General features: G+C 67.8%; 19 protein-coding genes and 1 pseudogene. 15 read left to right on the forward strand and 5 right to left on the reverse strand.

Annotated features, from left to right (window positions below):
- Nucleotides 1-40: 40 nt before the first annotated feature.
- The 4 genes and pseudogenes from aroB to B0T44_RS22920 form a co-directional block, all read right to left on the reverse strand.
- Nucleotides 41-1,162, reverse strand: a complete 1,122-nt coding sequence (aroB, locus tag B0T44_RS22905) for a 3-dehydroquinate synthase (protein WP_077115092.1) — start codon at nucleotides 1,160-1,162, stop codon at nucleotides 41-43.
- 356 nt (nucleotides 1,163-1,518) lie between these two features.
- A pseudogene (locus tag B0T44_RS28290) lies at nucleotides 1,519-2,040 on the reverse strand (shikimate kinase); the annotation flags it as partial.
- The gene (gene aroC, locus B0T44_RS22915; protein WP_077115183.1) at nucleotides 2,037-3,263 is read right to left on the reverse strand and encodes a chorismate synthase; all 1,227 of its coding nucleotides are present in this window, start codon (nucleotides 3,261-3,263) and stop codon (nucleotides 2,037-2,039) included. The gene aroC and the pseudogene B0T44_RS28290, both read right to left, overlap by 4 nt.
- 95 nt (nucleotides 3,264-3,358) lie before the next feature.
- Nucleotides 3,359-3,868 (reverse strand): A24 family peptidase, encoded by a 510-nt coding sequence (locus B0T44_RS22920; RefSeq protein ID WP_077115090.1) that lies wholly within the window; start codon nucleotides 3,866-3,868, stop codon nucleotides 3,359-3,361.
- Nucleotides 3,869-4,004: 136 nt separating this feature from the next.
- On the opposite strand from B0T44_RS22920, the gene B0T44_RS22925 reads away from it, so the two are divergent.
- The 4 genes from B0T44_RS22925 (at nucleotide 4,005) to B0T44_RS22940 (ending at nucleotide 6,584) form a co-directional block, all read left to right on the forward strand.
- Nucleotides 4,005-5,132: a M24 family metallopeptidase gene (locus B0T44_RS22925; RefSeq protein ID WP_077115089.1), complete on the forward strand. Its 1,128-nt coding sequence runs from the start codon at nucleotides 4,005-4,007 to the stop codon at nucleotides 5,130-5,132.
- Between the two features lie 36 nt (nucleotides 5,133-5,168).
- Nucleotides 5,169-5,732: an elongation factor P gene (efp, locus tag B0T44_RS22930; protein WP_077115088.1), complete on the forward strand. Its 564-nt coding sequence runs from the start codon at nucleotides 5,169-5,171 to the stop codon at nucleotides 5,730-5,732.
- An 82-nt stretch (nucleotides 5,733-5,814) separates the two neighbouring features.
- Nucleotides 5,815-6,324 carry a transcription antitermination factor NusB gene (nusB, locus tag B0T44_RS22935; RefSeq protein WP_077115182.1) on the forward strand — a complete coding sequence of 170 codons (510 nt, stop codon included), beginning with the start codon at nucleotides 5,815-5,817 and terminating at the stop codon, nucleotides 6,322-6,324.
- Complete coding sequence (locus tag B0T44_RS22940; RefSeq protein ID WP_245839168.1) at nucleotides 6,321-6,584, forward strand: YciI family protein; 264 nt, start codon at nucleotides 6,321-6,323, stop codon at nucleotides 6,582-6,584. The genes nusB and B0T44_RS22940 overlap by 4 nt, the downstream gene beginning before the upstream one ends.
- A gap of 444 nt (nucleotides 6,585-7,028) precedes the next feature.
- Here the strand turns inward: B0T44_RS22940 and B0T44_RS22945 are convergent, their stop codons facing one another.
- Nucleotides 7,029-7,742 (reverse strand): HD domain-containing protein, encoded by a 714-nt coding sequence (locus B0T44_RS22945; RefSeq protein ID WP_077115087.1) that lies wholly within the window; start codon nucleotides 7,740-7,742, stop codon nucleotides 7,029-7,031.
- Nucleotides 7,743-7,997: 255 nt separating this feature from the next.
- Between B0T44_RS22945 and pyrR the strand changes: the two genes are divergently transcribed.
- From pyrR to B0T44_RS23000, 11 genes are all read left to right on the forward strand, one after another.
- A complete protein-coding gene (pyrR, locus tag B0T44_RS22950; RefSeq protein ID WP_245839166.1) occupies nucleotides 7,998-8,657 on the forward strand; it encodes a bifunctional pyr operon transcriptional regulator/uracil phosphoribosyltransferase PyrR in 660 nt (219 codons plus the stop codon).
- A complete protein-coding gene (locus B0T44_RS22955; protein ID WP_077115086.1) occupies nucleotides 8,657-9,613 on the forward strand; it encodes an aspartate carbamoyltransferase catalytic subunit in 957 nt (318 codons plus the stop codon). The genes pyrR and B0T44_RS22955 overlap by 1 nt, the downstream gene beginning before the upstream one ends.
- Nucleotides 9,614-9,714: 101 nt before the next feature.
- On the forward strand, nucleotides 9,715-11,046 hold the full coding sequence (locus B0T44_RS22960; RefSeq protein WP_139347677.1) for a dihydroorotase: 1,332 nt from the start codon (nucleotides 9,715-9,717) through the stop codon (nucleotides 11,044-11,046).
- A complete protein-coding gene (locus B0T44_RS22965; protein ID WP_077115084.1) occupies nucleotides 11,046-11,543 on the forward strand; it encodes a PH-like domain-containing protein in 498 nt (165 codons plus the stop codon). The genes B0T44_RS22960 and B0T44_RS22965 overlap by 1 nt, the downstream gene beginning before the upstream one ends.
- Nucleotides 11,540-12,658, forward strand: a complete 1,119-nt coding sequence (gene carA / locus B0T44_RS22970; RefSeq protein WP_077115083.1) for a glutamine-hydrolyzing carbamoyl-phosphate synthase small subunit — start codon at nucleotides 11,540-11,542, stop codon at nucleotides 12,656-12,658. The genes B0T44_RS22965 and carA overlap by 4 nt, the downstream gene beginning before the upstream one ends.
- Nucleotides 12,658-15,999, forward strand: coding sequence for a carbamoyl-phosphate synthase large subunit (carB, locus tag B0T44_RS22975; protein WP_077115082.1), 3,342 nt, complete (start codon nucleotides 12,658-12,660; stop codon nucleotides 15,997-15,999). Before carA ends, carB begins: the two co-directional genes overlap by 1 nt.
- The gene (pyrF, locus tag B0T44_RS22980; RefSeq protein WP_077115081.1) at nucleotides 15,992-16,849 is read left to right on the forward strand and encodes an orotidine-5'-phosphate decarboxylase; all 858 of its coding nucleotides are present in this window, start codon (nucleotides 15,992-15,994) and stop codon (nucleotides 16,847-16,849) included. The genes carB and pyrF overlap by 8 nt, the downstream gene beginning before the upstream one ends.
- 693 nt (nucleotides 16,850-17,542) lie before the next feature.
- On the forward strand, nucleotides 17,543-17,863 hold the full coding sequence (gene mihF, locus B0T44_RS22985; RefSeq protein ID WP_077115080.1) for an integration host factor, actinobacterial type: 321 nt from the start codon (nucleotides 17,543-17,545) through the stop codon (nucleotides 17,861-17,863).
- A gap of 20 nt (nucleotides 17,864-17,883) precedes the next feature.
- Nucleotides 17,884-18,456, forward strand: coding sequence for a guanylate kinase (gene gmk / locus B0T44_RS22990; RefSeq protein WP_077115179.1), 573 nt, complete (start codon nucleotides 17,884-17,886; stop codon nucleotides 18,454-18,456).
- 83 nt (nucleotides 18,457-18,539) lie between these two features.
- On the forward strand, nucleotides 18,540-18,821 hold the full coding sequence (gene rpoZ, locus B0T44_RS22995) for a DNA-directed RNA polymerase subunit omega (protein ID WP_077115079.1): 282 nt from the start codon (nucleotides 18,540-18,542) through the stop codon (nucleotides 18,819-18,821).
- Between the two features lie 73 nt (nucleotides 18,822-18,894).
- Nucleotides 18,895-19,444: flavoprotein (locus B0T44_RS23000; RefSeq protein ID WP_303246077.1), on the forward strand; the 550-nt coding region annotated here is incomplete at its 3' end.

The following is a 19,444-nucleotide window of genomic DNA, read 5'->3' on the forward strand; positions in this document are numbered from 1 at the left end:
AGCAGAGACCGGCGGCGCCTGTTCTCATCCCTCCGGCCGGTCAGAGCAGGACAGCAGTACTCGTCCCGGTGTCTCCCTCTCGCGAGACGGCGGAGTACGCCGCGGCGAGCAGAGCCGGGTCGGGGCCTTCCAGACGGCCAGGTTTGGCCAATCCGTCGAGCACTACGAAACGCAAGACACCCGAGCGGGTCTTCTTATCGGTCTGCATGGCGTCCAGCAGTTGCGGCAGCGCATCGGGGTCGTAGGTGGTGGGCAGCCCGACGCTGCGCAGCACGGTGCGATGCCGGTCGGCGGTCGCATCGTCGAGGCGTCCGGCCAACCTGCCCAGCTCGGCGGCGAACACCAGGCCCACCGACACCGCGGCACCGTGCCGCCAGCGGTACCGTTCCCGCCGTTCGATGGCGTGGCCAAGGGTGTGGCCGTAGTTCAGGATTTCGCGGAGTGCCGCCTCCTTCAGATCGGCGGCCACCACCTCCGCCTTCACGGCAATCGCCCGACGCACCAGTTCCGGCAGCACCGTGCCGGTCGGGTCGAGCGCGGCCTCCGGATCGGCTTCGATGAGGTCGAGGATCACCGGGTCGGCGATGAAGCCGGCCTTGATGATCTCGGCCATACCGGCCACGATCTCGTTACGCGGGACAGTTTCCAGCGTCACCAGATCGACCAGCACCGCGGCAGGCTCGTGGAAGCAGCCGACCAGGTTCTTGCCCGCGTCGGTGTTGATCCCGGTTTTGCCGCCGACCGCGGCATCGACCATGGCGAGCAGAGTGGTGGGCACATGCACGATCCTCACCCCGCGCATCCAGGTGGCAGCCACGAAACCGGCCAGATCAGTGGCCGCGCCGCCGCCGAGGCTGACTACCACATCGTTGCGAGTCAGCCCGATCCGGCCGAGTACCTCCCAGCAGAAACCGGCCACGGCCAGCTCCTTGCCCGCTTCGGCGTCGGGGATCTCGATCCGGTGCGCATCGATCCCGGTGTCGGCCAGCGTCTTGCGGACCGCCTCGGCGGTTTCGGTGAGCGGCGGCTGATGGAAGATCGCGACGGTACGCACCCCGCCGGAGCCGGTGACCGCCTCGACGAGCTCACCGAGCAATCCGCGCCCGATGATCACCGGATACGGGTCGGCGGTGCGGACCTGGATACGACTCGGCTCTGTCACGTGCGCTGCTCCGATTCTGTACGTTCTGGCTCGATACGTTCTCGCTGTTGCCGGGCCCTGGCCCGCGCCCGGCGGGCACGGGCGCGGCGGGATCGTCCGCCGTTCCTGGCGTCCGAGGGGCCGCCTGCTGCCGTGTCCGAGGTTTCGGCGGTCGGCTTACCCCCTGCGGGCGTGGCCTGCTGTTGTGCCGCCCCCGCGCCGGTCTGTTTTGCGGCCTCGGCCTTCGCGGCTGCGGCGCGGCGAGCTGCGGCGCGGGCCCTGGCCCGTCGCCGGGCCCTGGTCCTGCTGTTGCCCTGGTTCGGGCTTCCTGGCTGCTCGGACGGTGCTACCTGCTGGGCGGTGCCGACCGGTTCCAGGGACAGTCTGCCCAGGATCGCGCGCACCACCCGGCCGGGGCTGCGGCCGTCGGTGCGGACCCGAACGGTGGCGACTTCACGGTAGAGCGGCCGTCGGATGCGCATCAACTCCCGGTATTTGGCGCCGGGATCGGTCCCGTTGAGCAGCGGACGCGTGGTGCTCGCCCCGGTTCGGCGCAGTCCTTCGGCTACGCTGATTTCCAGATAGACCACGGTTCGGTCACGTAGCAGCGCCCTGGTGTGCGGCGAGAGCACCGCTCCGCCGCCGAGTGAAACCACGCCGTGTTCGGACAGTAACGCCCGGCGCACCACCTGTTCCTCGATGGTGCGGAAGCCGGGTTCGCCGTCGGCGGCGAAGATTTCGCCGATGGTGCGCCCGGTCTCTTCTTCGATACCGGCGTCGGTGTCGTACAGTTCCACCCCGAGCTCGCGGGCCAGCTTCCGGCCGATCGTCGATTTTCCCGCGCCCGGCGGTCCGACCAGCACCACGCGCGGAGCGGGCGGATCGGCCTGGGCGGTCATTGCGACCGACTGTCCGCGTCGTCGAGCCCGGGGGCCGCGAGATGCGGACGACCGCTGATCCGCTTGACATAGCCGGTGAGGTTGCCGACGGTCTCCGGCAGCGAATCGCCGCCGAACTTCTCCAACGCCGCCTGCGCGACCACCAGCGCGACCATGGATTCCGCGACCACGCCGGCGGCGGGTACGGCGCATACATCCGAGCGCTGATGGATGGCGACAGCTTCCGCGCCGGTGTTCATATCCACCGTCGACAGGGCGCGCGGCACCGTCGAGATGGGTTTCATCGCGGCGCGCACGCGCAGCGCTTCTCCGTTGGTCATCCCGCCTTCCAGACCACCCGCCCGGTTGGTGGAGCGCAGCACCCCGTCGGGGCCGGGGCGCATCTCGTCATGCGCTTGGCTGCCGCGCCTGCGCGCGGTCTCGAAACCGTCGCCCACCTCGACACCTTTGATGGCTTGGATGCCCATCAGCGCGGCCGCGAGCCGGGAGTCCAGGCGGTTCTCGCCGCTGGTGAACGAGCCGAGCCCGATCGGAAGGCCGGAGACCACGACCTCGACCACTCCGCCGAGGGTGTCGCCGTCCTTCTTGGCGGCTTCGATCTCGGCGATCATCGCGGCCTCGGCGTCCGCATCGAACGCCCGCACCGGGCTCTGATCGATGGCAGCCAGATCGGCGGCCGTCGGCACGACACCGGTGGTGTTGGCCGCCGTCCCGATCGAGATCACGTGCGAGACGACCTCCACACCGAGCGCCTGCCGCAGGAACGCCCGCGCCACCGTGCCCGCTGCCACCCGGGCCGCGGTTTCGCGGGCACTGGCCCGTTCCAGCACCGGACGGGCGTCGTCGAAGCCGTACTTGAGCATCCCCGAGTAGTCGGCATGCCCGGGCCGGGGACGGGTGAGTGGGGCGTTGCGGGCCAGATCGGCCAGTTCCGCCGGATCCACCGGGTCGGCGGACATAACCGTCGTCCACTTCGGCCACTCCGAGTTGGCGATCTCGATGGCGACCGGTCCGCCCATGGTGCGGCCGTGCCGGACGCCGCCGATCACGGTGACCTTGTCGGCCTCGAACTTCATGCGCGCGCCGCGCCCGTAGCCGAGGCGCCGGCGCGCCAGCTGCGCGGAGATCTCCTCCGATGTCACCTCGACACCGGCCACCATGCCCTCCAGGATGGCGACGAGAGCGGGACCATGGGATTCTCCGGCAGTTATCCAGCGCAACACGCCGTCCATCTTCCCATGTCGGCACGCCTGCTCCGGCACGCGGTCCGAGGTGCTCACCGGTGTCGTGCCCGCACCTACAGGAAGGTGCGGATCGGTCACCACAGCATCAGCGAGAGCACGGTGGCGGTACACATGGACGGGCCGTGCGGCACGGTCGCCGGACCTGCTTCGTTGGGCGCACGGGTCCGCCGCGTCGCACCGCGGCCTGCTGTCCGATCCGGTATGTGCCCGGTCGCGCTGCGGTGAGGTCCGGGGAACGCACGTGCGGCGAGTCCGATGAACCCGGTCAGCACCGGCGCGCCGGCCGCCGCCCATATCCATGCCTGTCCACCGCCCAGGCCGGCCGCCGCCCCGAGGCCGACCGCCAGTTTCACATCACCTGCCCCGAACGCGGCAGGTGCGAGCAGATGCACCAGTAGATAGGGCACGACCAGGAGCAGGGACCCGGCCAGCGCGGCGGTGATATGCCCGGTGGCCAGCGCGTACCCGAATACGCAGACGGCACCGCCACCGGTGAGTACATCGGGCAGGCGCTTGGTGCGGATATCGGCGACGCTCACTGCGCTACACCAGGTGAGTAGAACGGCAACGGCGACAATGGTCATGAGTTCACAGTCGCCCCGTCACGCCGGTGACGGGGCGCGCCGGAGCAAAATGTGGATTACTCGCCGCCTCGGCCCGCATTGTGAACAGCACTTCATTCAGATTTGCCGTCCTGCCGCACGGCGGTAGTTTTGACCCATGTCTGCTGATGCTGCGCGGCGTGCGCCCGACTACGCGGCGCGCCGAGGTGCGCTGCGGAGCCTGCTGGTGGAGAACGAGATCGACGGGCTGCTGGTCACCGATCTGGTGAACGTCAGGTACCTGACCGGGTTCACCGGGTCCAACGCAGCGCTGCTCGTGTACTCGTGGGACACCCCCGGCGCCGAGGAGCGGACCGTGATCGGCACCGACGGGCGTTACGACACCCAGGTCGGCGAACAGGTGCCCGATCTGTGTGCCGAAATCGCGCGCGCCAGCACCCGCCGGGTGCTCGAACTGGCGGGAGAATGGCAGTTCGGCCGGGTCGGCTACGAAAGCCATGTGGTGACCGTCGATCAGCATCGCGGTTTCGAGGAGCTGACCACCGGACTGGAACTGGTCGCCACCCCAGGATTGGTCGAGCAGTTACGCATGGTCAAAGACGACTACGAGGTGGACCGGCTGCGGGCCGCCTGCGCGGTCGGCGACGCCGCGTTGGCCGTTTTGCTCGAGCGAGGCTCACTGCGGCCGGGACGGACTGAACGGCAGGTGGCCAGGGAACTCGAGTGGGCGATGTTCGAACTCGGCGCCGATGCAGTCGCGTTCGAAACCATCGTGGCAGCCGGCGCGAATTCCGCGGTCCCGCATCATCGGCCGACGGATGCGGTGCTGGCGACCGGTGATTTCGTCAAGATCGATTTCGGGGCGGTGGTCGGTGGCTACCACTCCGATATGACCCGCACCTTCGTCCTCGGCCGTCCCGCCGACTGGCAGCGTGAGGTGTACGCTCTGGTTCAGCAGGCGCAGCGGGCCGGATGCGAGGCGTTGGCGCCTGGCGTGCCGGTCGCCGACGTCGATGCCGCCGCCCGGGCGGTGATCGCCGAAGCAGGGCACGGCTCCCTATTCGTGCACGGTCTCGGTCACGGTGTCGGTCTGCGCATCCACGAAGCGCCCGGAATTGCCAAAACCGGCACGGGTACACTGCTGTCTGGCGTGGCGGTGACCGTCGAACCAGGTGTGTACTTTCCCGGCCGCGGCGGGGTCCGGATCGAGGACACGCTCGTGGTGCGCGAAGGGGGCCCGGAACTGCTCACCAACACCAGCAAAGATCTGACCGTCGTCGACTGACGCCGGTCGCCCGAGACCCGAGGAGATCCCGAACCAGTGGCGGACACCAGCGACTTCAAGAACGGCCTCGTGCTGAAAATCGACGGTCAGCTCCAGCAGATCATCGAATTCCAGCACGTCAAGCCGGGTAAGGGTCCCGCCTTCGTCCGGACGAAGCTGAAGAACGTGCTGTCCGGCAAGACTACCGACAAGACCTTCAACGCAGGCGTGAAGGTGGAGACCGCAACGGTCGACCGCCGTGATATGACCTACCTGTACCACGACGGCACCGACTATGTCTTCATGGACGGGGAGACCTTCGACCAGATCGCCATCCCCGAGGCCACCATCGGCGACAGCGCCCGCTTCCTGTTGGAGAACATGAGCGTGCAGGTCGCCACCCACGAGGGCGCGCCGCTGTATGTCGAACTGCCCGTATCGGTCGAGCTCGAAGTCACCCACACCGATATCGGCCTGCAGGGCGACCGGTCCACCGGCGGCACCAAACCCGCCACCCTGGAGACCGGCGCCGAGGTCCAGGTTCCGCTGTTCATCAACACCGGCGACAAGTTGCGCATCGATTCGCGCGACGGCAGCTACCTCGGCCGGGTCAACGCCTGATCGCAGCACCCGGACGCGGGCGGCGCGCGGTGCACACAGCGCACGGCGCCGCCATCCACACAGACGACGAGAACAGGTGATCGTGGCGGATCAGCCCGCGGACAGGAAGTCCGCATACAAAAAGCTCGGTGCCCGGCACAAGGCGCGCCGCCGGGCGGTGGATCTGCTGTTCGAGGCAGAGGCCCGCGATATCGATCCGGCCGATCTCGCCGACGAACGCGTGGAACTGGCCGCCCGTGATCAAGCGGTTGCGCCCGTGCATGCCTACACCCGCACCCTGGTGGACGGCGTCGCCGAGGACTTGGACCGGGTCGACGGCACTATCGAGTCCTATCTGCAGGACTGGACCCTGTCCCGGCTGCCTGCCGTGGACCGCGCCATTCTGCGTGTCGCGGTATGGGAACTGCTCCACGCCACCGACGTCCCGCCGGTCGTCGCGGTCGACGAGGCGGTGGAACTGGCCAAGGAACTGTCCACCGATGATTCCCCGTCCTTCGTAAACGGCGTACTCGGCCAGGTAGTTCTCGTCGCACCGCAGGTCCGTGCCGCCGCCGCGGCCACCAGGGCGCCGCGCCAGGAACCGGAGCCGTGAGGGTGCGCAAATACCTGGTCATGGTGATGCGTACCCCGCGCTTCGATCCATCCGTGGTGCAACCGCATCAACAGTTCCTGGCCGAGCTGCGCGAACAGGGCCGGCTGCAGGAAACGGGCCGTTTCACCGACAACAGTGGCGGCGCGTACATCCTGTTGGCCGACTCTCTGGACCAGGCTCGCGATATCGCGTTCACCGACCCGGCGCACACCACCGGTGCATCAGAGCTCACCGTGTACGAATGGGAGATCACCGGCTGACCCGGCGTAACCCGACTGTTTCAGCGCTCCATGCCACAGAGCAGGGCAGACATGGTTGCGTGCCCGGCCGAGCGCCAACCGCTGGTACAGCGCCGACTCATGGTCTTTCCCGAGCATGGAGGCCAGCGCTGGCTGCACGGATGAGCCGACAACAGCTTTTCGGCGTCACGGATACGTGCAGGCTCGCCGAGTCATCATTTCTTCCTGCTGCGCCGCTGATCCTGGTCGGTGCTGAACGCGCCCGCCGGTGGGTGTACGGGAAACCGGCGGGCGCGATTCCGCGGCGCTGTTCGAGCCGCGGCGTCGAGGACGCGCCACAGGCGGCCGTCCTCCTCACCGATCATGAAACCTCAACCACACTGCAGGTCAATTCGAGTGGGTCCACCGAGGGGATCTGCGGGCGATCTCACATCCCCGACAGGTCGTCCTGGTGCGGCGAGTTGCTCAGTCGCCCGACAGAATGGCGTCGAACCGTTCGTCGGCCAGGTCGAGTTGTTCGAGGATGTGCTGTTTGACGTGGTCGGCCAGCGGTGTATCCGCGCGCGTGACCAGGTCGCGGTAGACATCGGTGAGCGGGCGATATTTGGTGGCGAGTTTGCCCAGGTGGGATCCGGTGGCGTAGAGGATGCCGACCCCGTTGTCGGTGAAATCCGACAGTTTCACCACTCGCGCCCACGGGTTCCGGTCCAGCCGGTCGGCGATGTGTTCGCGGTACTGTTCGTGCCGGTCGCGGGTGGGATCGGGCTCCGGATTCGTCACCGTGGCAACGAGATCCGCGACGCGGCGACCGAACCGGGCAGCCAGTTCGTCGAGCGCGGCTTCGGTGCGCGGGCCAGGCCGGTTGCCTGCGAGTTCGGCCGGATGATCTTCCACCGAGTCGTGCAGGAGACCGGCGATCACCACATCGGGATCGCGGACCGCATAATGGCTGGCGATGCGGATCCCCACCCGCATCAGATGATTGATATACGGTTCGCGCCCGTAGTTGTCGTCGCGGTGCAGTTCGTCGGCGAGGGCGAGCGCCTCGGTGATCCGGTCCGAATCCGGTAATTCCGCGATCTCCCATAGCAATCGGTCGCGTAGACCCTGCTCCCCGTAGACATCGCTGATCGTGTGCAGCGGCATCACCGCCAACACTCCCGCCCCTGGATGGTTCATGCAGTCAATCTAAGTCGTGCTTTCGGTGATGTCATCGGGCTGACCGGGAAAGCATGCTGTTCGTGGGCGATCCCACAGTCGGTGCGATGCTCATGCCCAGCGCGAGCAACCGCGCCCACGCTCGCTCCCGTGGCCCGGCTCACATCTGCATTCTCGCCGGTCACCTGCCGAAAAGTGGTCTCGGCGGGCTGCTAGGCTACTGGCCGTAAGACATCCTTTAACGGACCGTCCGGTGAGGCGGGGAAGGAGGTCGGTATGGCTGTGCCCGAGGAACGGGCAGCCACATCCGGCGCTGCCGCGGTACCGGCAAGCGGAAGCGAAGCGACCGGTCAGGCGCAGCGGCACACCCCGGAATGGGTGGCGGCGGGGCGAGAGCTGCTCTCGGCTTCCGATGTCGGCCGCACCATCGCACGTATCGCGCATCAGATCATCGAGAAAACCGCCCTCGACGCGGGCGAAGCCGACGCGCCTCGGGTGGTGCTGATCGGTATCCCGACGCGGGGCACCACGCTCGCCGCCCGGCTCACGGACAAGATCGAGGAATTCTCCGGTGTCCGGCCCGCGCTCGGCTCACTCGACATCACCCTCTACCGCGACGATCTGCGCAGCCGTCCGCATCGCCCGCTGGAACGCACCTCGGTGCCCGAGGGTGGGATCGAGGACGCGCTGGTCGTGCTGGTCGACGATGTCCTGTTCTCCGGGCGCACCGTCCGCTCCGCCCTCGACGGCCTGCGCGACCTCGGCCGACCACGCGCCGTGCAGCTGGCGGTGCTCATCGATCGCGGTCACCGCGAACTGCCGATCCGCGCCGATTTCGTCGGCAAGAACGTGCCAACGGCGCGCACCGAGGATATTTCGGTGCTGCTCACCGAGCACGACGGCCGTGACGGTGTGTATTTGCACCAGGAGGCGTGATGCGGCACCTTTTGACGGTCACCGACCTGGATCGCGCCGCCGCCACCGAACTGCTGGACGAAGCCGAACGTTTCGAACAGGCGTTGCTCGGCCGCGAGGTGCGCAAACTGCCCACGCTGCGCGGGCGCACCGTGATGACGGTGTTCTTCGAGAACTCCACCCGTACCCGGGTTTCGTTCGAGGTGGCGGGTAAGTGGATGAGTGCCGACGTGATCAACGTGAGCGCGAGCAGTTCCTCGGTCGCCAAGGGTGAATCGCTGCGCGATACCGCGCTCACCTTGCACGCGGCCGGCGCGGACGCGCTGATCGTGCGGCATCCGTCCTCGGGCGCCGCACATCAGATCGCCCGCTGGTTCGAACAGTGGTCGCAACGGACGGCGGTGTCGGTGCCCGCCGTGATCAACGCCGGCGACGGTATGCACCAACACCCCACCCAGGCCCTGCTGGACGCGCTCACCCTGCGCCAGCGGCTCGGCGATATCGCGGGCAAGCGGGTGGTGATCGTCGGCGATATCCTGCACAGCCGCGTCGCCCGGTCCAATGCGTTCCTGCTGTCCACCCTCGGCGCAGAAGTGGTGCTGGTCGCCCCGCATACGCTGCTTCCGGTGGGGGTGCGTGACTGGCCGGTGCGGGTGACACCGGATCTGGACGCGGAGCTGCCCGGCGCGGACGCGGTGCTGATGCTGCGGGTGCAGGCCGAACGGATGAACGGCGGTTTCTTCCCGTCGGCCCGCGAATACGCGGTCAACTACGGCCTGTCCGAGCGCAGACTGGCGATGCTCGACGACCATGCGGTGGTGTTGCATCCGGGACCGATGCTGCGCGGTATGGAGATCGCGTCGTCGGTTGCCGATTCGCCGAAGGCCGCGGTCCTGCAACAGGTGACGAACGGAGTCCATATGCGGATGGCGGTGCTGTTCCGGCTGCTGGTCGGAACCGAGGAGGCAGCGGCATGAGCGGTCAGCGGCCGGAGGAGGCAGCAGAGCATAACCACGGAGGCCGTCCACCCATGCCAAATGAACACAGCATGAGTGGTCAGCGGCCGGATGAAACCGGCATGACATCGAGCGCCACTGTGCTGATCAAAGGTGCCCGACCCTACGGCGAGGGTGAGCCGGTCGATGTGCTGATCAGCGACGGGCAGATCCGTGAGATCGCGACCTCACTGGGTGTGGTCGACGCCGAAATCGTCGAGGCGAACGGGCAGATCCTGTTGCCCGGTTTCGTGGATCTGCACACCCACCTGCGTGAACCCGGCCGGGAGGACACCGAGACCATCGAGTCCGGCTCGGCGGCTGCCGCGCTCGGCGGATACACGGCGGTGTTCGCTATGGCCAACACCAACCCGGTCGCCGATTCGCATGTGGTCACCGACCATGTCTGGCGGCGCGGCCGAGAGGTCGGCCTGGTCGACGTGTATCCGGTGGGTGCGGTCACCGTCGGTCTCGAGGGGAAACAGCTCGCGGAGATGGGTACCATGGCCGCCGGGGTGGGCGCGGTGCGGATGTTCTCCGACGACGGCCACTGCGTGTACGACCCGCTGATCATGCGCCGTGCGCTGGAATATGCGAACTCCCTTGGCGTGCTCATCGCCCAGCATGCGGAGGAGCCGCGGCTGACCGTCGGCGCGGTGGCGCACGAGGGGCCGACCGCGGCCCGGCTGGGTTTGGCGGGCTGGCCGCGGGCCGCCGAGGAATCCATCGTCGCCAGGGACGCGCTGCTCGCCCGGGACGCGGGCGCCCGCGTGCACATCTGCCACGCCTCCACCGCGGGAACGGTGGAGCTGGTGAGATGGGCTAAATCCCAGGGCATTTCCATCACCGCCGAGGTGACACCACATCATCTGCTGCTGGACGATTCCCGGCTGGAGACCTATGACGCGGTCAACAAGGTGAACCCGCCGCTGCGGGAACCCTCCGACGCCGCCGCCCTGCGACAGGCGCTGGCCGACGGTGTCGTCGACTGTGTCGCCACCGATCACGCCCCACACGCCGAACAGGACAAATGCTGTGAGTTCGCGGTGGCCCGGCCCGGTATGCTCGGCCTGCAGACCGCATTGTCGATCGTGGTCGAGACCATGGTGCGGCCGGGTCTGCTGGACTGGCGCGGGGTGGCGCGGGTGATGAGCGAGCGTCCGGCCGATATCGTCGGGCTCGACGAGCACGGCAGGCCGATCTCGGTGGGCGAACCGGCCAACCTGGTACTGGTCGATCCGGATGCGACCTGGACGGTGCACGCCGGCGAGCTGGCCAGTATCTCCGCCAATACGCCGTACGAGGCGATGACCCTGCCGGGACGCGTCACCGCTACGCTGCTGCGCGGCCGTATCACCGCCCGTGACGGCGAGATCGTCGCACCGGTGAGCGGTTATCGGCCCGGAGGTGGGTGATGGAACGGGCATTGTGGGTTATCGGCCTGCTCGCGGCGTGGGCGCTGCTGGTCTACCTCATGTATCTGGGGTGGCGCAACCGCGGGAAACGGCAGGCGGACCGGATCGGTGAGCTGCCGGCGGTACCGGCCGAGCTCGGCGCCCAGGTGCTCGAGCCGACCACCGGCCTGTATCTCGGCAGCACCATGGCGCCGAGCTGGCAGGACCGGATCGCGGTCGGTGATCTGGGTTATCGGGCAACCGCCGAACTGACCCGGTTCGAGCGGGGTGTGCTGCTGGAGCGCGACGGTGCCTCGGCGATCTGGATTCCTCAGGAATCGATCACTGCGGTGCGCACGGAGCGCGGCCACGCGGGCAAAGTGATGACCGAGGGTGGTGTGCTGGTGATTCGCTGGACACTGCCGACCGGAACCGAGATAGACACCGGTTTCCGAGGTGACGACAAGACGGTGTATCCGGCGTGGGCCCGGGTGACGACGGGAGACGACGAGCGATGAGGACAGAAACAGCGGCCGCACTGGTGCTGGAGGACGGCCGGGTGTTCCGCGGCACGGCCTACGGCGCCGTCGGCCAGACTTTGGGTGAGGCGGTGTTCTGTACCGCGATGACCGGCTACCAGGAGACCCTCACCGACCCCAGCTACCACCGCCAGATCGTGGTGGCCACGGCCCCACAGATCGGCAACACCGGCTGGAACGACGAGGACGACGAGTCGGCGAAGATCTGGGTCGCCGGATACGCGGTCCGCGATCCGGCGCGGCGCGCCTCCAACTGGCGCGCCACCACCACCTTGCCGGAAGAGCTGCGCCGCCAGGACATCGTCGGTATCGCGGGCATCGACACCCGCGCAGTGGTACGGCATCTGCGCACCCGTGGCTCGATGAAGGCCGGTATCTTCTCCGGCCCGGCGCTGGCAAGCGCCGACGAGCTGGTGTCAAGGGTCACCGGGCAGCCGTCCATGCTTGGTGCTGACCTGGCCGATGAGGTCAGCACCGATGCGGTGTACACGATCGAACCCGATGGGGATGCGCGCCATACCGTGGTCGCCGTCGACCTCGGTATCAAAACCAACACTCCGCGCATGTTCGCCCAGCGCGGTATGCGCGTGCATGTGGTCCCGTCCGGGGCGAGCCTGGAGCAGATCCTGGACCTGAAACCCGACGGGGTGTTCCTGTCCAACGGCCCCGGCGACCCGGCCACCCAGGACGGCGCGGTCGCGCTCACTCAGGGCGTGCTCGGTGCGGGGTTGCCGCTGTTCGGTATCTGCTTCGGCAACCAGATCCTGGGCCGGGCGCTGGGCCGCGGCACCTACAAGATGAAGTTCGGTCACCGCGGGATCAACATCCCGGTCGTCGAACACGACACCGGCCGGATCTCGATCACCGCCCAGAACCACGGTTTCGCCTTGGAAGGTGAGCAGGGCGAGCGGTTCGACACCCCGTTCGGCAAGGCCGAGGTCAGCCATGTCTGCGCCAACGACGGCACCGTCGAGGGCGTCCGCCTGCTCGACGGCCGCGCGTTCTCGGTGCAATACCACCCGGAAGCGGCCGCCGGACCCCATGACGCCGCGTACTTGTTCGACCGCTTCGCCGGTCTGATGGAGGGAGCCTGATGCCACGCCGCACCGATCTCGAGCACATCCTGGTCATCGGCTCGGGTCCGATCGTCATCGGCCAGGCGTGCGAATTCGACTACTCGGGCACCCAGGCGTGCCGGGTGCTGCGATCGGAGGGACTGCGCGTCTCGCTGGTCAACTCCAACCCGGCCACCATCATGACCGACCCCGAGTTCGCCGACTCCACCTATGTGGAGCCGATCACCCCGGAATTCGTCGAAAAGGTCATCGCCAAGGAACGCCCGGACGCGATCCTGGCCACCCTCGGCGGGCAGACCGCGCTGAACACCGCCGTCGCCCTGCATGAGCGCGGGGTGCTGGAGAAGTACGGTGTCGAGCTGATCGGCGCCGACTTCGAGGCCATCCAGCGCGGCGAGGACCGGCAGAAGTTCAAAGACATCGTTGCGAAGGTCGGTGGTGAAAGCGCCCGCTCCCGGGTCTGCTACACCATGGACGAAGTCCGCGACACCGTCGCCGAACTCGGGTTCCCGGTGGTGGTGCGGCCGTCGTTCACCATGGGTGGCCTCGGCTCCGGTATGGCTTACGACAACGCCGACCTGGACCGTATCGCGGGCGGCGGCCTGGCCGCATCCCCGACCGCGAACGTGCTCATCGAGGAATCGATCCTCGGTTGGAAGGAATACGAGCTCGAGTTGATGCGCGACGGCCGCGACAACGTCGTGGTGGTCTGCTCCATCGAGAACGTGGATCCGATGGGGGTGCACACCGGCGACTCGATGACCGTCGCGCCCGCTATGACCCTCACCGACCGCGAGTATCAGAAGATGCGCGATCTGGGTATCGCGATCCTGCGCGAGGTCGGCGTCGATACCGGTGGCTGCAATATCCAATTCGCGGTGAACCCGGCCGACGGCAGGCTGATCGTCATCGAGATGAACCCGCGGGTGTCGCGGTCCTCGGCCCTGGCGTCGAAAGCCACCGGTTTCCCGATCGCCAAGATCGCCGCGAAACTGGCTATCGGCTACACCTTGGACGAGATCGTCAACGACATCACCAAAGAAACTCCCGCGTGCTTCGAGCCGACGCTGGACTACGTGGTGGTCAAGGCCCCGCGTTTCGCGTTCGAGAAGTTCCCCGGCGCCGACCCCACGCTGACCACCACCATGAAATCGGTGGGCGAGGCGATGTCGCTGGGCCGCAACTTCACCGAAGCGCTCGGCAAGGTGCTGCGTTCGCTGGAAACCAAGGCCATCGGCTTCTGGACTCGTGACGACGCCGGGTGGGCCCCCGCCTCGGACGACGCGAAGGATGTCGACGCGGCGATCCAGGCGATCCTGGCCGATCTGCGCGTACCGACCGAAGGCCGCATCTACCAGGTGGAGCGGGCGCTGCGGTTCGGCGCGAGCATCGACGACGTCGCTGCCGCTTCCGGGATCGACCCGTGGTTCGTCGCCGAGATCGCCGGGCTCGTCGAACTGCGGCAGGAACTGCTGGACGCGCCGGTGCTGGACGAAACGCTGCTGCGCCGGGCCAAGCACAACGGCCTGTCGGACCGGCAGATCGCCGCGCTGCGGCCGGAGTTGGCAGGGGAGAGCGGGGTCCGCGCGTTGCGGCACCGGCTGGGGGTGCGGCCGGTGTTCAAAACCGTCGACACCTGCGCCGCCGAATTCGAGGCCAAGACCCCGTACCACTACTCGAGCTACGAGCTCGACCCGGCCGCAGAATCCGAGGTCGCCCCGCAGCGCGAACGCGACAAGGTGCTCATCCTCGGCTCCGGACCGAACCGGATCGGTCAGGGTATCGAGTTCGACTACTCGTGCGTGCATGCGGCGCAGACGCTGTCGCAGGCCGGCTACGAGACAGTGATGGTCAACTGCAACCCGGAGACCGTCTCCACCGACTACGACACCGCTGATCGGCTCTACTTCGAACCGCTGACCTTCGAAGACGTGCTCGAGGTCTATCACGCCGAAACCGAATCCGGCGTGGTGGCCGGGGTGATCGTGCAGCTCGGCGGTCAGACCCCGCTCGGTCTGGCGCAGCGGCTCACCGACGCGGGCGTGCCGGTGGTCGGCACCAGCGCGGCCGCGATCGACCTGGCCGAGGACCGGGGTGAATTCGGCGATGTGCTGGTCGCGGCCGGGCTGCCCGCCCCCAAGTACGGCACCGCCACCACCTTCGACCAGGCCAAGCGGATCGCCGCCGAGATCGGTTACCCAGTGCTGGTGCGCCCGTCGTACGTGCTGGGCGGACGCGGTATGGAGATCGTCTACGACGAGAAATCGCTGGAAGGCTATATCTCCCGCGCCACCGAGCTCAGCCCGGAGCATCCGGTGCTGGTCGATCGTTTCCTCGAAGACGCCATCGAAATCGATGTCGATGCCCTCTGCGACGGCGAGGAGGTCTACCTCGGCGGCGTGATGGAACATATCGAGGAGGCCGGTATCCACTCCGGTGACTCCGCGTGCGCGCTGCCGCCGATCACCCTGGGCCGCAGCGATATCGAAGCGGTGCGCGAGTCCACCGTCGCGCTGGCCAAGGGCATCGGTGTGCAGGGCCTGCTCAACGTCCAGTACGCGCTCAAGGACGATGTGCTCTATGTGCTGGAGGCGAATCCGCGTGCCAGCCGGACCGTTCCGTTCGTCTCCAAGGCCACCGCGGTACCGCTGGCCAAGGCCGCGGCACGCATCATGCTCGGCGCCACCATCGCCGAGCTGCGCAAGGAAGGCATGCTGCCCGGAGAAGGCGACGGCGGGCATGTTGCTCTCGACGCCCCGGTGGCCGTGAAGGAAGCCGTGCTGCCGTTCCATCGGTTCCGCCGCGCCGACGGTACCGGGGTGGATTCGCTGCTGTCGCCGGAGATGAAGTCCACCGGCGAGGTCATGGGTATCGATGCCGATTTCGGCACCGCGTTCGCCAAGAGCCAGTCCGGCGCCTACGGGCCGTTGCCCACCGAGGGCACTGTGTTCGTCTCGATCGCCAACCGGGACAAACGCGCGATGGTGTTCCCGGTGAAACGCCTGCACGACCTGGGTTTCCGCATTCTGGCCACCGAGGGGACTGCGGAAATGTTGCGCCGCAACGGGATCCCGTGCCAGCGGGTGCGCAAGCACTCCGAGGCCTGGCCTGCCGACGAGCCGACCATCGTCGAGCAGATCCGCGACGGTGAGGTCGATATGGTGATCAACACCCCGTTCGGCAACTCCGGTCCGCGGGTGGACGGTTACGAGATCCGTAGCGCCGCAGTCGGAGTCAACATCGCATGTATCACCACCGTGCAGGGCGCCGCCGCGGCGGTACAGGGCATCGAAGCCAGTATCGACGGTGGGCTCGGAGTGCGGTCGCTGCAGGAACTGCACGCGGTGCTGCGTGGCTGAGCACGCGAGCTCCGATCCGCAGGGCCACGCGGCCTTCGGGGCTCGCCTGCGCGCGGCGATGCGGCGCTACGGTCCGCTGTGCGTCGGCATCGACCCCCATCCCGGGCTGCTGAACGCGTGGGGTCTCGGTGACGACACCAACGGACTGGAACAGTTCGCCGAGATCTGCGTCGAGGCGTTCGACGGGCTTGCGGCGCTGATCAAACCGCAGGTGGCGTTCTTCGAAGCATATGGTTCCGGCGGTATCGCAGTACTCGAACGCACCATCGAGGTACTGCGGGCCTCGGGCACCCTGGTGCTCGCCGACGCCAAACGCGGCGATATCGGCTCCACCATGGACGCCTACGCCCGAACCTGGCTGGCCGACGGACCGCTGGGCTCGGACGCGGTGACGGTCTCTCCGTACCTGGGCTTCGGTGCCCTCGACCCGGCGCTGCGCTCGGCGCGGGAGAACGGGCGCGGGGTGTTCGTGCTCGCCGCGACCTCGAATCCGGAGGCCGCGGCGGTGCAGCGTGCCGTCACCACAGCGGGGGTCAGCCTGGCCCAGTCGGTAGTGGACGCGGCCGCCCAGCACAATGCAGGCGCGGAGTTCGGGTCGGTCGGTGTCGTCGTCGGGGCGACATTGACCGAGGCGCCCGACCTGGCGGCGCTGAACGGCCCTGTGCTCATGCCGGGCGTCGGGGCCCAGGGTGGCGGCGCGGACAGTATCCGCGCCCTGCTGCCCGCGTCGCTGCTGCCTGCCGTGGTGCCGAACGTATCGCGGGAGATCCTGCGGGCAGGACCGTCGGTGGCGGCGTTGCGCGCCCGGCTGGCCGCGCTTCAGGATGAGTTCGCGTTTCTGCAGGGCTGATCGGGCAGGTACGACGCCGGGTTCGCCTGCCGGCGTGTCTTTTCCGGTAGGGGTGACGAACCTGCGGGCCGCGAAGCCGGGTTGTCCCGGTGCGATAGGCCGATCGCGCTGCGGTGGCGTGGTTGCAGCGTCCGGCCGGATGCAGCGTTGTTTCGTCGTGCCCTCTGGCTTCGCTTCGTGGGCTCTGCCGCACCACGGATGTAGTTACTGGGCAGTAACCGCATATCGGGTGGTGAGCCCAGCCGTATGGCCGAGAGCCGCGGGCGCTGGGTGGAGCGTGTACAGCCTTGACCTGCGGCGGTGCTGCCGTTGTTGGTGCGCGCGGTCCGGCACGGTGTTGTGTCGGCGACACGATTGCGGCGTTATCGCGACACGCGAAGAATATGCGAAAAGCTCCTGGTCGAGCGGGCCGCTTGGTAGCTGAGGGTGGTGGTATGCCCACGGCAATCGGCCCGCTAATCCTTACTGATACCGAAAACGCCCTGTTGACAGCCATTTCGTCAGCTACGGCTCGCCGCGCGACCTGCGGCGCGCATCACCGCGGGCATCACCGTGCGCGCACCGTTACAACGCCCCGAATCATGCGCTGACCTGGGGGGTGGGTTCGCAATCGGCCGGGTTCGTGGGTACGGTCGCTGAGACTGCCGGGTTACCGGCAGGAGTTGATGCAATGAACGATGAGACGGAGGAACCGTGGCCCTTCCCCAGCTGACTGCCGAGCAGCGCACCGCTGCTTTGGAGAAGGCGGCTGCCGCTCGCCGCGAGCGGGCGGAGCTCAAGGAGCGCCTGAAGCGTGGCGGCACCGACCTGAAGCAGGTCCTCGCCGACGCCGAGACCAATGAGATCATCGGCAAGATGAAGGTGTCCGCGTTGCTGGAAGCCCTGCCCAAGGTTGGCAAGGTCAAGGCGGCGGAAATCATGAGCGAGCTGGAGATCGCCCCCACCCGGCGGCTGCGCGGACTCGGTGATCGGCAGCGCAAAGCGCTGCTGGCCAAGTTCGACCTCGGCGCCTGACAGCCCAGGTGGTCGAACACATGACGAAGGGTCGGCTGGTTGTTCTGGTCGGCCCCTCGGCCGTGGGCAAGTCCACCGTGGTGCGCTGTGTCCGTGAGCGCCTACCGGAGCTGGTGTTCAGCGTGTCGGCAACGACTCGCGAACCCCGCCCCGGTGAGGTCGACGGTCGCGACTACCGGTTCGTCAGCCGGGCTGAATTCGACGCCATGATCGGCGCCGGAGAACTGCTCGAATGGGCGGATATCCACGGTGGACTGCAGCGTTCCGGCACCCCGGCCGGGCCGGTGCGCGCGGCGCTGGCGGCAGGCTTGCCCGTCCTGGTCGAAGTGGACCTGGAAGGCGCAAGAGCCATCCGCAAGTCCATGCCCGAGGCGCTGCTGGTGTTCCTCGCCCCGCCCAGCTGGGAGGAGCTGGTATCCCGGCTGCGCACTCGCGGCACCGAATCGCCCGAGGTGATCGAACGCAGACTGCAGACCGCACGGGTGGAGCTTGCGGCGTGTGACGAGTTCGACATCGTCATCGTCAACGACGCGGTGACCAGCGCCTGTGAGCAGTTGGTATCGTTGTTCGTCAGCACGAATTCGAATTCGTGACCCGGCGGGCAGCCGCATCGCCACACCCGCCCGCGAATCAACGAACCCTTCCGGATACCGCCGACCTTGCAGGAGCCACCCTAGTGAGCAGTACGGACACCGTTACCGCGCCCGCCTACGACACCCCGATCGGTCTGACCAACCCGCCGATCGATGAGCTGCTCGAGCGCGCCTCGTCCAAGTACGCCCTGGTTATCTACGCCGCCAAGCGGGCGCGTCAGATCAACGACTACTACAACCAGCTCGGCGACGGCATCCTCGAATACGTCGGCCCGCTGGTCGAGCCGATCGCGCAGGAGAAGCCGCTGTCGGTCGCGATGCGCGAGATCCACGCCGATCTGCTCGAGCACACCGAAGGCGAATGAGCTGGACCCGGTCGGCTCCGGTGATCGCCGCAGGCGTCATCGCGCCGACCGGACGTGGGAAACAGGAGGCGCGATGACCACACGGGTTGTTGTCGGGGTCGGCGGGGGCATCGCCGCCTACAAGGCGTGCGCTTTGGTGCGCCGTTTCACCGAAACGGGCCATCAAGTGCGGGTGATCCCCACCGAATCGGCCCTGCAGTTCGTCGGAAAAGCCACCTTCGAGGCGCTGTCCGGCCAGCCGGTGCAGACCGATGTGTTCGCGGACGTGCCCGAGGTCCCGCATGTCCGTCTCGGCCAGGAAGCCGACCTCGTCGTGATCGCGCCGGCGACCGCGGACCTCATGGCCCGCGCCGCGACCGGACGGGCCGACGATCTGCTCACCGCCACCCTGCTCACCGCCCGATGTCCGGTGCTGTTCGCACCCGCGATGCACACCGAGATGTGGGAGCATCCGGCGACGGTCGCCAACGTCGCCGCGTTGCGCGAATACGGCGCGACCGTGATGGAGCCCGCTTCGGGCAGGCTCACCGGCACCGACACCGGCCCGGGGCGACTGCCCGAACCGGAAGAGATCTTCGGCCTGGCCGCCCTGTTGCTCGAACGTGCCGACGCCGTTCCGCGCG

Origin of the sequence: Nocardia donostiensis, assembly GCF_002081715.1 — a bacterium.
Lineage (GTDB): Bacteria > Actinomycetota > Actinomycetes > Mycobacteriales > Mycobacteriaceae > Nocardia > Nocardia donostiensis.

Coding starts and splice junctions, on each gene's coding strand:
- B0T44_RS22920 (WP_077115090.1), bottom strand. CDS start 3,868: ATGACCATTGTCGCCGTTGCCGTTCTACTCACCTGGTGTAGCGCAGTG.
- B0T44_RS22925 (WP_077115089.1), top strand. CDS start 4,005: ATGTCTGCTGATGCTGCGCGGCGTGCGCCCGACTACGCGGCGCGCCGA.
- B0T44_RS22945 (WP_077115087.1), bottom strand. CDS start 7,742: ATGAACCATCCAGGGGCGGGAGTGTTGGCGGTGATGCCGCTGCACACG.
- pyrR (WP_245839166.1), top strand. CDS start 7,998: ATGGCTGTGCCCGAGGAACGGGCAGCCACATCCGGCGCTGCCGCGGTA.
- B0T44_RS22955 (WP_077115086.1), top strand. CDS start 8,657: ATGCGGCACCTTTTGACGGTCACCGACCTGGATCGCGCCGCCGCCACC.
- B0T44_RS22960 (WP_139347677.1), top strand. CDS start 9,715: ATGACATCGAGCGCCACTGTGCTGATCAAAGGTGCCCGACCCTACGGC.
- B0T44_RS22965 (WP_077115084.1), top strand. CDS start 11,046: ATGGAACGGGCATTGTGGGTTATCGGCCTGCTCGCGGCGTGGGCGCTG.
- carA (WP_077115083.1), top strand. CDS start 11,540: ATGAGGACAGAAACAGCGGCCGCACTGGTGCTGGAGGACGGCCGGGTG.
- carB (WP_077115082.1), top strand. CDS start 12,658: ATGCCACGCCGCACCGATCTCGAGCACATCCTGGTCATCGGCTCGGGT.
- gmk (WP_077115179.1), top strand. CDS start 17,884: ATGACGAAGGGTCGGCTGGTTGTTCTGGTCGGCCCCTCGGCCGTGGGC.